10 protein-coding genes are annotated in these 14,952 nt (G+C 32.7%); 7 read left to right on the forward strand and 3 right to left on the reverse strand.

Annotation, left to right across the window (positions count from 1 at the left end):
* Position 1: 1 nt before the first annotated feature.
* The gene (locus JI747_RS17460) at positions 2–1,930 is read left to right on the forward strand and encodes a DUF2207 domain-containing protein (RefSeq protein ID WP_225690154.1); all 1,929 of its coding nucleotides are present in this window, start codon (positions 2–4) and stop codon (positions 1,928–1,930) included.
* Between the two features lie 82 nt (positions 1,931–2,012).
* Here the strand turns inward: JI747_RS17460 and murA are convergent, their stop codons facing one another.
* The 3 genes from murA to JI747_RS17475 all read right to left on the reverse strand — a co-directional run bounded on the left by murA (position 2,013) and on the right by JI747_RS17475 (position 4,474).
* Positions 2,013–3,320: a UDP-N-acetylglucosamine 1-carboxyvinyltransferase gene (murA, locus tag JI747_RS17465; RefSeq protein ID WP_225690155.1), complete on the reverse strand. Its 1,308-nt coding sequence runs from the start codon at positions 3,318–3,320 to the stop codon at positions 2,013–2,015.
* Positions 3,320–3,970, reverse strand: a complete 651-nt coding sequence (locus JI747_RS17470) for a DUF4290 domain-containing protein (RefSeq protein WP_225690156.1) — start codon at positions 3,968–3,970, stop codon at positions 3,320–3,322. Before JI747_RS17470 ends, murA begins: the two co-directional genes overlap by 1 nt.
* 87 nt (positions 3,971–4,057) lie before the next feature.
* Positions 4,058–4,474 (reverse strand): thiol-disulfide oxidoreductase DCC family protein, encoded by a 417-nt coding sequence (locus tag JI747_RS17475; RefSeq protein WP_225690157.1) that lies wholly within the window; start codon positions 4,472–4,474, stop codon positions 4,058–4,060.
* 350 nt (positions 4,475–4,824) lie between these two features.
* On the opposite strand from JI747_RS17475, the gene katG reads away from it, so the two are divergent.
* The 6 genes from katG (at position 4,825) to JI747_RS17505 (ending at position 14,862) form a co-directional block, all read left to right on the forward strand.
* Positions 4,825–7,047, forward strand: a complete 2,223-nt coding sequence (gene katG / locus JI747_RS17480; protein ID WP_225690158.1) for a catalase/peroxidase HPI — start codon at positions 4,825–4,827, stop codon at positions 7,045–7,047.
* A gap of 457 nt (positions 7,048–7,504) precedes the next feature.
* On the forward strand, positions 7,505–8,956 hold the full coding sequence (locus JI747_RS17485) for a tyrosine-type recombinase/integrase (RefSeq protein ID WP_225690159.1): 1,452 nt from the start codon (positions 7,505–7,507) through the stop codon (positions 8,954–8,956).
* Positions 8,957–8,958: 2 nt separating this feature from the next.
* Positions 8,959–9,864, forward strand: coding sequence for a hypothetical protein (locus JI747_RS17490; RefSeq protein WP_225690160.1), 906 nt, complete (start codon positions 8,959–8,961; stop codon positions 9,862–9,864).
* Positions 9,865–9,946: 82 nt separating this feature from the next.
* On the forward strand, positions 9,947–10,210 hold the full coding sequence (locus JI747_RS17495) for a helix-turn-helix domain-containing protein (RefSeq protein WP_225690161.1): 264 nt from the start codon (positions 9,947–9,949) through the stop codon (positions 10,208–10,210).
* Between the two features lie 157 nt (positions 10,211–10,367).
* Positions 10,368–11,906, forward strand: a complete 1,539-nt coding sequence (locus JI747_RS17500; RefSeq protein WP_225690162.1) for a hypothetical protein — start codon at positions 10,368–10,370, stop codon at positions 11,904–11,906.
* Between the two features lie 433 nt (positions 11,907–12,339).
* Entirely contained in the window at positions 12,340–14,862 is a 2,523-nt protein-coding gene (locus JI747_RS17505) for a DEAD/DEAH box helicase (protein ID WP_225690163.1), read from the forward strand.
* Positions 14,863–14,952: the final 90 nt, after the last annotated feature.

The raw sequence follows: 14,952 nt of genomic DNA on the forward strand, positions 1-14,952 counted from the left end.
GATGAAGAAATTTCTGCAATTTCTCTTTCTTCTGTGCTTTGTCCTTGGTTTTGCTCAGGAAGATAATTCGTTAAATGAAGATCTCTCCAGAACGGAAAGAATCTTATCCTTTCATTCAGATATTAATGTTGATACCCATTCTGGGCTCGATGTTACTGAAAAGATTAAAGTTCACAGTCTTGGAGATCAAATTCGAAGAGGGATTTTCCGTACGTTGCCTTTATCGAGAAATCTGAATAACAGAACCCAGAAGGTAAAATATGAGATCATTTCCATAAAGAAAAACGGGGAAGAAGAAGATTATCATGAAGAAATAGAAGACGGATTTCTTAAAATCTATATCGGAAATAAAGATATAATCCTCCAACCCGGAAATTATAACTATGAAATCCACTACAAAACAGAAAATCAAATCGGTTTTTTTGATAAATATGATGAACTGTACTGGAATGTAAACGGAAATTATTGGGATTTTCCTGTTGATACGATTTCTGCTACCGTAAACCTTCCACAAGGAGCAAACATTTTGCAAAATTCATGCTATACAGGTTTTGCAGGAAGTACGGAGAAAAACTGCAATTCAAAACTCCTTTCAGTTCATTCAATCGAATGGAATGCTTCAGGTTTTCAGGCCAATGACGGTCTTACAATAGCAGTCGGATTTAAAAAAGGAATCATGATTCCGCCGCCGCCGCCAAGTTTTTTAGAAAAATTCGGAATATTGATCGGAGGTTTTCTGGTATTTCTGGGATTGTTATATTATTACTATTCAACCTGGAGAAAGTATGGGGTAGATCCTGAAAAACCGATTGTATATCCTCAGTTTAATTCTCCAAACGATCTTTCGCCAGCATCTTTAGGATATTTAAAAACGGAAACTTTTAAAAATAAATATATAACAGCGGCATTGGTAAATCTTGCAATAAAAGGATATATCCAAATTATTGAAAAAGAAAATGACGGTCTTTTGGGCTTTTTTAAATCAACATATTATACCGTTAAAAAATTAAAACCATCCGATGATAAACTTCCCAAAGAAGAAAAAAAGCTGATGGATCATCTTTTGCCAAGCTCTCGCGAAACAATTGATTTTGATGGTAAATATGACTCTAAAATAGAACAGGCGGTGTTGAATTGTAAAGAATCGTTGAAGTTTCAGCACGATGCCTTTTTAAATGAAGGAAATAATGCCAAGAAACTTATCCTGCCTTCTTTGCTTATTACCTTTGTGTATCTTGCAGGCTTACTTTTGAGTTTCAGGATGTTCCCTGAATTTGAAAAAGTTTTTATCGGACTGATCTTATATGTAGTTCTGTTCGTTGCATTTTTTATTGCGGCCTTATTATTTAAATATTTTCCGGGGCTCTTTAAGATCTTCTTAGCATTTCCGGTCATTATTTTTATAGGTATAGGGTTATTTATTCATAAAAGCAGCGATTTTACCATTGATAACAATTTTAATATCTGTTATATTTTTATTGTATTAGGATTTACATCACTTGTGATCTATGAATTTTTAATCAAAAGACCTTCCGAAGAAAAATTAAAAATAAAATCTCTTATAGAAGGCTTTCAGATGTATATGGGAGCTGCAGAAAATGAACAGCTTAAATTTCATAATCCTCCGGAAATGACTCCGCAGGTTTTTGAAAAATACCTTCCGTTTGCAATGGTGTTGGGCGTAGATGAAATTTGGGGGCAAAAATTTGATGCAATGCTTTCGAAAATGTCAACTGAATATCACAGTAATTGGTATGTAGGTTCTACTTTAAACCGTTATGCTTTTGCGAGTACACTTAATTCAAGTCTTACTAGCTCAATACAGTCTTCATCAACGCAACCTTCCAATAATTCCAGCAGTGGTTCTGGTTCAGGAGGGGGTGGTTTCTCCGGTGGCGGAGGTGGCGGAGGCGGCGGAGGCGGTTGGTAGGCCTGTTTCCATACTTAATAAATAAAAAAAGCGTTCAGAAATCCTGAACGCTTTTTTATTGTATATGTTTAATGATAAACAATTAAATTCTTTCAATATCAGCACCAATAGCTTTTAATCTTCCATCAATATTCTCATATCCTCTGTCGATTTGTTCGATATTATGGATAATAGATTTTCCTTCAGCAGAAAGTGCAGCGATAAGAAGTGCGTTTCCGGCTCTGATATCCGGAGAAACCATTGTTGTTCCTCTTAATGGTGTTTCCTGATTTAATCCAATTACAGTGGCTCTGTGCGGATCACACAAGATAATCTGTGCTCCCATATCGATTAATTTATCAACAAAGAACAATCTCGATTCAAACATTTTCTGATGTACCAGAATACTTCCTTTAGCCTGAGTGGCAACCACTAAAATAATAGAAAGCAAATCCGGAGTGAATCCCGGCCAAGGAGCATCTGAAATCGTAAGAATAGAACCATCTATGAATTTCTGGATCTTATAATTTTCCTGTGAAGGAATGTAGATATCATCACCGCTTTGCTCCAGTTGGATACCAAGCTTTCTGAAGGTATTTGGAATTACCCCAAGTTGATTCCAGTTGACATTTTTAATCGTGATTTCAGACTTAGTCATAGCAGCAAGACCGATCCACGATCCGATCTCTACCATGTCAGGAAGCATTGTGTGTTCAGTTCCTCTAAGGTGAGTCACTCCTTCAATCGTTAGAAGGTTTGAACCGATTCCTGAGATATTTGCTCCCATTCTGTTCAGCATTTTACAAAGCTGTTGCAGGTAAGGCTCACATGCTGCGTTATAAATTCTTGTTTTTCCTTTTGCTAAAACGGCTGCCATTACAATATTTGCAGTTCCGGTTACAGAAGCCTCTTCCAGAAGAATGAATTTCCCGTTTAGCTCTTTAGCTTTTAGAGAGTAGAAATATTGCTCTTCATCATAATTGAATTCAGCACCCAGTTCTACCAATCCCTGGAAGTGGGTATCCAATCTTCTTCTTCCGATTTTGTCTCCGCCCGGAGTCGGCATATAAGCTTCTCCGTATCTTGCAAGCATCGGTCCCATCAGCATGATAGATCCTCTTAGTTTGGCACCGTCTTTTTTGAATTCCTCAGATTTTACATAATCGAAGTTAACAGAATCAGCCTTAAACGTGTAATCACCGTGGCCGTTTTTCGTCACCTTTACCCCAAAATCAGCTAAAATTTCGATCAGTCTGTTGACGTCATGAATGTCTGGAATATTTTTTATCCTTACTTCTTCATCTGTTAACAAAACCGCACACAAAATCTGTAAAGCTTCATTTTTTGCTCCTTGTGGGGTGATTTCACCTTGCAGTCTTTTCCCTCCTCTTATTTGAAATGTTCCACTCATTATTTTCTGTTCTTGTGATTATTGTTATGCCTTCTCTTGTTAGGTTGATTGTTTTTATTATTGTTGTTATTACCGCCTTTACTGTTACGGTTATTTCCTGTATAATAAATCTTACTTTTCTCCAGTGTTTCAATTCCGGTAAGATCCAGTCTGTTTTCAGAAAGCTCTTTCAAATGACGGAAAATAACATCATCAGTTACGTGTTCCTTATTGTAAACATTATAAGACTTTTTCATATTGTTGGCAATAACCTCGATCAGAGCTTCTTTTTCATCTCCGGCTTCAAGTTCAATTGCTTTTTCTATCAATTGAAGGATACTTTTTCCGTAAAATTTGAAATCTCCCTGTAGTTTAGGGTATTCCATTTTTTTAGGTTTTTCGGCAAGTTCTTCTCTTGTTGGGAACGGATAAGGTGAATCAACATCCAGTTCATAATTCGCTAAAATAAAAAGATGATCCCAAAGTTTATGTTTATAATTTTCTTCGTCGCGGAGTTGTGGGTTTCTCTGACCCATAAAATCAATAATGGCCATTGCCATTTCGCTTCTTTCTTCTTTTGTAGAAAGCTCTTTGCAACGCTCAACCAACTGTTGTATGATTCTACCGTATTCCGGTAAATGAAGCTGTGTTTTTTGGGTATTATATTCCATAGTTTGCAAATATATGCATTAAAAGAAAAATCGTTCCGAAAAACTTTATTCTTTATAAATATTTAATGATAAATGTTGAAGCTTGTTTTATATTTCTATGAATTTCTTTTTCTGATGTGCGTCGGGTAGAAAACATTTTTGAGCAGAAAGCTTCATTCTGTTTTTAGAAATAAGATCATAAATCGTATTACTTAAAAAGGTAGGAGAAACTTTTCCGAATACACTTAATAGTTTATAAAAACCTCCTAAAATATCCGTTATTTTTAATACTGCTTTAGATTTTATCAGATAATATTGCTGAGGTTTCCAAAGATAAAGCGTGTTGAATTGCTTGGTTTCAAGCCCCCGTTCTGTAAGAAATCTCTGTCCGAAATCTGATTGAAGTGATGCAAACATGAACTCATCATTTTTATCTTTCTCCAAAATCCATTGAACCCAAAAATTACAGACACCACATTCTCCATCAAAAAAAACAATGTGTTTATGTTGTATGTCCTCTCGCATAATTCAGTTTTTGATATTTAAAAATTCTATAACAAATAAAGATAGTGAATTTTTAATTAATCATAATAAAGAAGCTAATAGTTTCATTAATAGTAATTTGAATAATTCTAAATAGGTTGATTCTATTTAAATTTTTAATAAAATACAATGAAATTTTTCTAACTTAATTGCAGGATAATGTAATTTGATTTCTGGAGGTGTATAAAAATGTATTTAAAACTTATTTATAGTTTTTAACTATTGTAAAAATATTTTTGATAGATTGTATTTATATATTAACTGTTGTAAGTTTGTCCTGTCTTTAAACAAAGAAAATTTAAAATAATCAATATAAAAAAATTTAAACAGCAATGGAAAACGATTCAAATGACATCAGTAAATGTCCGTTCCATAACGGAACAATGGAAAAACAAAGTGTTGCAGGTGAAGGTACAAAGAACTTAGATTGGTGGCCCGATCAGTTGAGGGTAGATATTCTTCGTCAGCATTCTTCCCTGTCAGATCCAATGGGTAAAGATTTTGATTATGCTGAAGCATTTAAAAGTCTTGATCTTGATGCTGTGAAAAAAGATCTGCATGCATTAATGACCGATTCTCAGGATTGGTGGCCTGCGGATTTTGGACATTATGGTCCTTTGTTTATCCGTATGGCATGGCACAGTGCTGGAACTTACCGTGTAGGAGATGGGAGAGGAGGAGCCGGAGCAGGACAGCAGCGTTTTGCACCATTGAACAGCTGGCCGGATAATGTAAGTTTGGATAAAGCGCGAAGATTGCTTTGGCCTATCAAACAAAAATACGGAAACAAAATATCTTGGGCAGATTTGCTGATTCTTACGGGAAATGTTGCACTGGAATCTATGGGCTTTAAAACATTTGGTTTTGCCGGAGGGAGAGAAGATGTCTGGGAGCCGGATATGGATGTATATTGGGGATCTGAAAAAGTATGGCTGGAACTAAGTGGAGGAAATAATAGTCGTTATTCAGGAGACCGCGATTTGGAAAATCCTTTGGCAGCTGTGCAGATGGGATTGATTTATGTAAATCCTGAAGGACCGGATGGAAATCCTGATCCGATTGCAGCGGCAAAAGATATTCGTGATACCTTTGGAAGAATGGCGATGGATGATGAAGAAACCGTTGCTTTAATTGCTGGAGGACATACTTTTGGAAAAACACACGGAGCGGGGCCTGCAGATCATGTAGGAAAAGAGCCTGAAGCAGCAGGAATTGAACTTCAGGGATTAGGATGGAACAGTTCTTTCAACTCAGGAGTGGGTAAAGATGCAATTACCAGCGGATTGGAAGTTACATGGACAGAAACTCCGACACAATGGAGTAACTATTTCTTCAAAAATCTTTTTGAAAATGAATGGGAACTTACAAAAAGTCCGGCGGGAGCTCATCAATGGGTGGCGAAAAACGGAGAAGAAATTATTCCTGATGCATTCGATTCCTCTAAAAAACATAAACCTACAATGCTTACGACCGATTTGTCGTTGAAGCTTGATCCTGTTTATGAAAAAATTTCAAGAAAATTTTATGAAAATCCTGATGCGTTTGCTGATGCATTTGCCAGAGCTTGGTTTAAATTAACGCATAGAGATATGGGACCTAGAGCTCGCTATTTAGGCCCGGATGTTCCTGCGGAAGAACTGATTTGGCAGGATCCTATTCCTGAAGTGGATCATGTATTGATTAATAATTCTGATGTTGAAGCTTTAAAGTCAAAAATATTAAATTCTGGATTAAGTATCTCTGAATTGGTTTCTACCGCTTGGGCGTCTGCTTCTACGTTCAGAGGAAGTGATAAAAGAGGAGGTGCAAACGGAGCGAGAATCCGTTTAGCTCCACAAAAATACTGGGAGGTGAATAATCCAACTCAGCTTCAGAAAGTTTTATCTGTATTGGAAAATATCCAGAAAGAATTTAACGAAAGTCAGACAGGAGGGAAAAAAGTTTCCCTGGCAGATTTGATCGTTTTGGCAGGAAGTGCCGCAGTAGAAAAAGCCGCTAAAAATGCAGGACATAATCTGATCGTACCATTTGCGCCGGGAAGAATGGATGCTTCTCAGGAGCAGACCGATGTAGAATCTATGGGGTATCTTGAACCTGCTGCAGACGGTTTCAGAAATTATTTGAAGAAAAAATTCTCTGTTTCTACAGAATCCTTATTGATTAACAAAGCACAGTTATTGAATCTTACAGCTCCGGAATTATCCGTATTGGTTGGAGGATTGAGAGCTTTAAATGCGAACTTTGATGGCTCATCTCATGGGATTTTTACTAACAATACAGAGGTTCTTTCCAATGATTTCTTCGTCAATCTTTTAGATATGAATACACAATGGAAAGCAGCTTCTAATGATAATGAACTGTATGAAGGTACAGATCGTAAAACCGGAGAAAAAAAATGGACAGCAACCCGTGCAGATTTGGTATTCGGTTCAAATTCTGAATTGAGAGCCGTTGCCGAAGTTTATGCAAGTTCAGATGCGAAAGAAAAATTTGTAAATGATTTCGTTTCTGCCTGGGTAAAAGTAATGAATGCAGATCGATTTGATTTGAAATAGTTATAATATCTGATTCAATATAAATGAAAACCATCCTTGATGTAAGGATGGTTTTTGTTTTTATGCAAGAAATTATTTCCAAAAAAAGTAAAGTTTTTAAAAGAGTAAAATGCTATTAATAGAGCTAATACAATACAGATTAAAGAGACTGCCATATTTTAAATTATCCTTTTTTTGTAGTAAATGATATTTGAAAAATAATAAAGCCAAGCATTAGTTAAATAAAAAAATCTCCTAATAATTATTAGGAGATTGCTTGAATGTAGACCCACAGGATATAACATCTTTCATTTGTTTATATCTGGTTGAGTAAATTTTATTGCTTGTATTGTTGATTAATAGATGATTAAATTTTATTGAATGTAAATAAATCTAAATGTATTCAAAATTTACAGTGACCAAAATAGTGACCAAAATAGAAATATTCGTATATTTGTTATGGAGATATTTTTATTTTATGGCACAGTATAACAACGAAACAGGAAGCGTAAATTTCAGGCTGAAAGAACCAAAATCGGACATCTCCCGAATAATGGGAAGATATTCGTTCAAAGGCTTACAGACGGATTTTTCTACAGGTTTAAAAGTTATTCCGAGTAGTTGGGATAGTGAGACTAAAACGGTTACTTCGGGAACCGATAAAAGAGAAATCAACCAAAAGCTAGGCAAATTCAAAACTTCTATTGTAGATGGTCATAAAAATTTCAATGAACATTACAACCGTGTGCCGACCAAAGAAGAACTAAAGACAATTGTTGATAATGCGGTAGAGGGAAAAGAACTCAACACCGTGCAAAAGAACAAGAAATCTTTTGATGATGTATTTCAGGAGTTCATGAGATTGATTGAACTTAAAATTAAACGTGCTATTGCATCAGGACAAAAACCATTACATAAAAGTTATGTATCATCTTTCAATGTGATGTATCGAGATTTAAAAGATTTTGCCTTAGATAATAATATTTTTCTGGATATTGATAAATTTGATGAAACACAGTGTTTGGAATTTCAGAACTGGCTTTTGGGTACTGAAAGGGTAGGAGAGCTGAGTACACTCAGAACCCGAATTAAAAGATTATCTGCTGTACTTAAACGAGGATTTGAAAAAGGCTATACAGAGAATAGAAGCTATATGCAGGATGAGTTTAGCGTTAAAGTTCCCCCAAGTTTCCATACAGTACTAACAGAACCTGAAATCAAAATATTGTATGAACATGATTTTTCTAATTCTCCGAGATTGGAGAGAGTTCGTGATTTGTTTGTTCTCGGCTGTCATTGCTCACTCAGGTTCGGAGATATAACAAGAATTGAAAACGGACATATTGATATTAGTTCAGGAACTCTGAGTATATTATTGAATAAAGGTTCTCGAATTGATAAATATAAAACTGTCAATTTTCCAATCTTTGGTTATGTAGGAGAGATTTTGAGCAAATATGACAACAATATTAAAAGCATTGCTATATCTAATCAAAACACTAATGAGTACCTGAAAGAATTGTTTAGAGAGATTCCGTATTTCAATGAAAAGGTGATTACCCGTGAACGTCCAACCAATGAGGGAGTAGTATTTGAAACAATCAATTTTGCGGACAAAATAGCGTTTCACGATTCTAGGAGAAGTTTCTGTACCAACCGATATATTGAGGGATGGGACTTACTAGAGATATGGCAGTACACGGGTCACACAGATGAATCTGTTTTCAAAACCTATTTCAAACCGACCTTTGAACATGAGCAAATAAGAAAGGAAAGTATCATAGCAAGAAATGAAAAACTTCAAAAGGCTGATTTACAAACTAAAGAAATTGAGGAACTAAAAGCCCAAATGCAGAAAATGCAAGAACTTATTGAGAGTGGAAACATTGAGCAATTGGCTGAAATCATAAATTTGAAGAATATTGGCTAGCAATGAGAGATTATACAGAATTTAAATATCATAAGCATTTTTTTGAATCCGAAAGGTTATTAAACAATTTGATTATTCAAATATTTCCAGAATTTTCATGGAGATATTATAAATGTAATGAAACCGTATTACTTGATAATGGATTTTTAGATTTTAGTAATTCTGCTCTTACTGAAATAAGTGAAGAAGAATACAAATCGGGAAAATCGATTAAGTACCAAACATTGAATTATGAGATTCAAGATGAAATTATGCAATCTAAAAACTTTTCTCAGAAGGTTAATAGCTTTATGAAATTTCTTTTAGTTGAATTTCAACATTATACTCATAAAGTTTATAAAGAAACTGAAAATAGAAATAAAGATTATTTATTTAGGAATATTTTTAAAGTTATTGAGGAATCAACTGATTATTATAAAAGTCTTTTGGATAGCTCTAATATCAATGAACTACAAAGAATAATTATCCAAAGTCTTATTAAGGAAAATCAAATAAAATTGGAATTAATTAAAAAAGAGTTTTCTGATTTAGTTTCCTATGTTCATAATTATTTGGTAACAAATTTATCTTCACAAACATTCAAAATAAAGTTAGAACAGCCACAAAACTTTCACAATATTTTTGTTTCTAAAGATGCAGAGAGTTGGTTTATTCATGCAATGGAACAACTTAATTGGCTTAATCAATTTGATAAGAGAGGTTTTCAGGCTAAGGTTCTTGCTTTTTTTGATTTACCCGAAAGCAGAAAGAAAATATTCAAAGCAACTGTTTACAAGAAAGACTTTGTTGACTTTTTAAATCTGTATTACGAAAAAGAAGTTATTAAACCAGCAAAAAATTACTCAAAATCTGACAATGCCCAAGTGGACTTAAAAAAGCATATTTCAGCTTTCCCTTTTCCTATCTAATAAAAATCTAACAAATTCAAATTTTATCCCTATAACCAATTTCAGTCCTTTGCATAATTAATTAAACAAATAAAAATTAATTATGGATTATTTTAAAGATTTTTTCAAAAAAATTGAAGATTTAATTAATGATAAATTAAATCAATTTGAAAGTAAACTGGCGGAAATGTATAAGCCAGAGGATAAAGAAATAATGACGAGAAAAGAAACAGCGGAGTATTTCGGAGTTTCGCTCGGAACATTAAACAATTGGGCGAAAAGCGGGGTATTAGTTCCTATCGACTTCGGCGGTAGGGTCTACTATACCCGCAATGAAATTCAAGTAAAATTAAGATTGGCTTCTTAACAATCTTTTCCAGTTGTACATGTGTGGTTTGATTACGTATAAGGACCCACTGTACACAAACGTCCTTTTTTAATCTCCAAAAATTTTAACGAATTGAGGTCTAGCCGTAGTAAAGGTACTATGGAGAGCTATTGCTATGCCTTTTTATAAAGAAATTATGAAGAATAATAAAAGAAGAATTAAAAATTACAATACAAAAACAACTAGATTTAAAACTAATGTAGCTACTTTTTATCATGAAGGTTTTAATTGGAAAGTAATATTACCCACTATAGTTTATAATTATTTATTAGAAAAAATAGAGGAGCAACCCCCATTCAAAGAATTTAAGATAGACATTGCAATGTATTATCTAAGTTTGATTATAAGCATTCCAGCTCGAAAAAAAGATAAAATTTATAAATGGGGATTTGTTCCCTTGAATTCTAAATTGTTAGAGAAAATATATTATAAATATAACTGGTATTTTGATTATTTTATTGACATCCAGATTTTAGAAAAGAAAAATCATTCAAGTACATATCATAAATGCACGAGCTATAGATATAATTATTCAGCTATTAAGATTAAAGGAGAAGAATGTATAGATTTTACGGCTTATGAAATTAATGATAGGGTAGGTAAAAAGATTCAGGAAGAAAATTTCAATAATGACTGCGCACACTTATCAAAGTGGCTTAATGAAAACCTTATTATTGATTTTGATAGTTTAATTCAAAGCTTACAAGATGAATTTTGCTATAATAAATACAATTTAGGCTATGATAAATTTAATCCTATCAAATCAAAAGCATATAATTATTGGTATTGTGCACTTACGTTAAAAAATCAATGTTACAGAGCAACCCGAAATCATGATGCAGATAGTAGATTGCATACTAATCTTACGAACTTACCATCGATTTTTAGACCTTATATAAACTATGATGGAGAAAATATTATAAGTTTAGATATAAAGAATTCTCAGCCATATTTCCTGGTCCTTTTATTAGAAAGATATAATGATGAAAGAATACATAAAATCATAAAAAAAGTATTTGGTAGAAAAACAAAAACAATTCTAGAAAAATTGGAACGAATCATTGAAACTGATTCATTTCAGGATGAATTTCGAGCAATTAAAGAATCAATATTGTCCGGGACTTTTTATGAATATTTAGGCGAAATTTTTCAAGATATTAAACCTTTTAAGGTTGAATGTGATAAAGAGACAGGAGAAGAAATAGAATATTATAAGGCTCGCTTTTATAATCCTGATGCCGAATTTTCTGAACTCAAAGTTTTTGAAGGTAAAAGAAACTTGATGAAAAAACTAACATTACAGATTCTTTACACACCGCTTAAAAAACCATCAAAAGAATACAAGATATTTAAAGCGCATTTTCCATTGTTGTGTGAATGTATGGAAATTTTTAAAACTCAATCAGAAAGTGAAGATGCTTTTAAGTTGTTCCCTAAGCTTTTACAACATATTGAGTCTGATTGCGTTCTAGACGTTATTACAAGAACATTAGCTGATTACTATCCTGAAATGCCCCTCTGGACAATCCATGATTCTATCTGTACAACACAAAGCTGGTTTTACCTGATGGAAGATACTGTAAATACATTGTTTTTAAGCTATTCTGTAGGTGTTGTTCCTAGTTTTAAAGCCGAATGCTGGACGCATACAAAAGATTGTTTAAATGCTGCTTAAAACAGCTTTTTTGATTAAGTCCTCATTGATTGGGGACTTTTTTTTTTTTGTCCTCTTTCCCTGTTTTAATAATATATAAAGAGAAATAAGAAAGAAATTAAAAAGTAAAATAATAAAAGAAGTATTCAGAATAAAATTTAGTATAATGGGTATAATGTTCGAGATTTTATAACAATCTTTTTATTCGTGGTGGTTTCGGAGAATTTTTATATGTTTTAAATTAAAATCCCCATGTTTATACTTCATTACTGTTTGATTATAAAAAAATCTGATGTAGACAAAATTTATGGATTGATATACGAAATATTTATCCGTTAGATTGGCTATGCTCCAAATATGACCCAAAAGTTTGGAGCTAATATTATAAAATGTGGTTTCCCATAAAAAGGGTATAGGTTAAATTTTTATATTTGAGTTTAAAAAACTAATAACAATGGTAGACTTTAAGAAAAGGTTAAATAAACCTGATATTGAAAAAAGAACAAATCCAATAGAGATATATTCAACTCTTGATAGACAAAGTATTGCGGGGCCTTTAAGGCCTGCTCAATATAAAGTTTTGACAGAATGGTTTGAAAAAAGATTAAATGATAGAGATTTAATTATTAAGCTACATACAGGGGAAGGGAAAACTTTAATTGGACTGCTAATTTTAATGTCAAAAATTAATTCTGGTAAAGGTCCTTGCTTGTATATATGTCCGAATTTATATCTTGTACATCAGGTAAAAAAAGATGCGAAAAAATTTGGTATTCCTTTTTGCTCAATTGAAGAAGATGGGTCATTACCTAACGACTTTATTGAAGGAAATAAGATATTGATAACGCATGTCCAGAAAGTTTTCAATGGTAAAACGATATTTGGATTAGGAAATGATTACATACATGTTAATACTATAATTTTAGATGACTCTCATGCTTGTATAGATTCTATTAAAGACTCTTTCACAATTTCAATCAGTAAAAGTCATACAGTTTATAAAAGAATATTTAATCTGTTTAGTGATAGTTTACCTGAGCAAGGGCATGGTACATTTCTAGAAATTGAAAATGGTGATTATAATTCCTTTTTACCCATCCCCTATTGGAATTGGATTGATAAATCCGATGAAATTTTACAAATTTTATCGGAAAATAGAGATGATAATAAAATAAAATTTGCTTGGTCATTTATTAAAGATAATATTACTAATTGTCAAGCATTTATTTCGGGGCAAGTATTAGAAATTAGTCCTATGCACATACCAATAGAAAAGTTCTCTTCTTTTCATAAAGCAGAGCAGAGAATATTGATGTCTGCTACTACGCAAGACGATTCTTTTTTCATTAAAGGCTTAGGTTTTGATATTGATGCAGTAAAAAAACCTCTTGAAAATCGTGAACAAAAGTGGTCTGGAGAAAAAATGCTCTTAATTCCCTCATTAATGGATGATTCTCTTGATTATACTACAATTGTCAATGGTTTAATACCTCCATTTAAGAGAAATTATGGAATTGTATCTTTAGTATCTTCTTTTTCTAAGACAACAACATATAGAGATTTAGGAGCTATATCTCCCGAAAGTGAAGAAATTGAGGAGGTTGTTAAAGATTTAAAAAAAGGTCATTTTGAAAATTCTGTTGTTTTTGCAAATAGATATGATGGAATTGATTTGCCTGATGAAGTGTGTAGAGTTTTATTAATAGATGGGAAACCATATTTTTATTCCTTATCTGATAGGTATGAGGAATCAAACAGAATTACCAGTGACTTAGTAAATATAAAGGTTGCTCAAAAAATAGAACAAGGTTTAGGCAGAAGTGTTAGAGGAGAAAAAGACTATAGTATTATAATTATTATTGGCGCGGATTTAGTGAAATTTATAAAAAGTTCAAGAACTAGCAAATACTTTTCAGCCCAAACAAGAAAACAAATAGAAATAGGCTTTGATATTGCTCAAATGGCAATTGAAGATATTTCAAATAATACTAAGCCTATTGATGCTTTAAAGGGGCTAATGCTACAAAGTCTACAACGGGATGAAGGATGGAAAGAGTTTTATTTGGAGGAGATGAATAAGGTAATTGATTCTCAAGAAAATATTAATATTTATGAGATGCTTGTTCTTGAAAGAGATGCATATCTTGCAGGGTTTATTGGAGACTATGAAAGAGCAGCAAGCAAAATTCAAAAAATAGTAGATGATTTTTGTTTTGACGATAGTGAAAGAGGGTGGTATCTCCAGATTATGGCACGCTATAAATATTTTACTAGTAAGGTTGAGTCAAATAATCTACAGAAATCAGCATTTTTAAAAAATCATGAATTATTAAAACCTAAAGAAGGAATAACTTATAAAAAAATAAATTTTATTAATGAAGACAGGATAGTAAGAATTAAAAATTATTTATCTGACTTTGAAAGCTACCAAGACTTAATGATTTCAGTAGATGGAGTATTGTCCGATTTAGAGTTCGGTACAGATTCTGATAAGTTTGAAGCTGCATTTAGAGAGTTGGGTTTAATGCTAGGTTTTTTAAGCGAAAGGCCAGACAAAGAGTTTAAAACGGGTCCAGATAATTTATGGTGTGGGGTAGGTAATAAATATTTTATTTTTGAATGTAAAAGTGAGGTTGATGGAGGTAGGCAAGAGATTAATAAAAGTGAAGCTAGTCAGATGAATTCTCATTGTGGATGGTTTCAAGATATTTATGGTGATGCAGTTGTCAAAAGAATTTTGATAATACCAACAAAGAATTTGGCTTTTAATGCTAATTTTACTCATGATGTCGAGATTTTACGAAAAGGAAAGCTTAGATTTCTGAGAACTAATGTAAAATCATTCTTTAAAGAGTTTTCAAATTATGACCTTCAATCACTTACTGATTTGAAGATAAACAGTTTCTTGGATTCTCATAAGCTAGATTTAAATTCTTTGTGGACTGAATATTCAGAGACTTATTATAAGAAAAAATAGTCAATAAGATATCTTGTTAAAAAGAATTAGTTTCACAATTCAATTATGTGAGTCGTGAATCATTCAAATGAAAACCATTCTGATAGAAGG

The sequence above is a fragment of the Chryseobacterium tagetis genome (assembly GCF_016735585.2).
GTDB lineage: Bacteria > Bacteroidota > Bacteroidia > Flavobacteriales > Weeksellaceae > Chryseobacterium > Chryseobacterium tagetis.

Bases quoted from the DNA above. Each gene is read 5' to 3' on its own strand.
- JI747_RS17460 (WP_225690154.1), top strand. From the start codon at position 2: ATGAAGAAATTTCTGCAATTTCTCTTTCTTCTGTGCTTTGTCCTTGGT.
- murA (WP_225690155.1), bottom strand. From the start codon at position 3,320: ATGAGTGGAACATTTCAAATAAGAGGAGGGAAAAGACTGCAAGGTGAA.
- JI747_RS17470 (WP_225690156.1), bottom strand. From the start codon at position 3,970: ATGGAATATAATACCCAAAAAACACAGCTTCATTTACCGGAATACGGT.
- JI747_RS17475 (WP_225690157.1), bottom strand. From the start codon at position 4,474: ATGCGAGAGGACATACAACATAAACACATTGTTTTTTTTGATGGAGAA.
- katG (WP_225690158.1), top strand. From the start codon at position 4,825: ATGGAAAACGATTCAAATGACATCAGTAAATGTCCGTTCCATAACGGA.
- JI747_RS17485 (WP_225690159.1), top strand. From the start codon at position 7,505: ATGGCACAGTATAACAACGAAACAGGAAGCGTAAATTTCAGGCTGAAA.
- JI747_RS17490 (WP_225690160.1), top strand. From the start codon at position 8,959: ATGAGAGATTATACAGAATTTAAATATCATAAGCATTTTTTTGAATCC.
- JI747_RS17495 (WP_225690161.1), top strand. From the start codon at position 9,947: ATGGATTATTTTAAAGATTTTTTCAAAAAAATTGAAGATTTAATTAAT.
- JI747_RS17500 (WP_225690162.1), top strand. From the start codon at position 10,368: ATGAAGAATAATAAAAGAAGAATTAAAAATTACAATACAAAAACAACT.
- JI747_RS17505 (WP_225690163.1), top strand. From the start codon at position 12,340: ATGGTAGACTTTAAGAAAAGGTTAAATAAACCTGATATTGAAAAAAGA.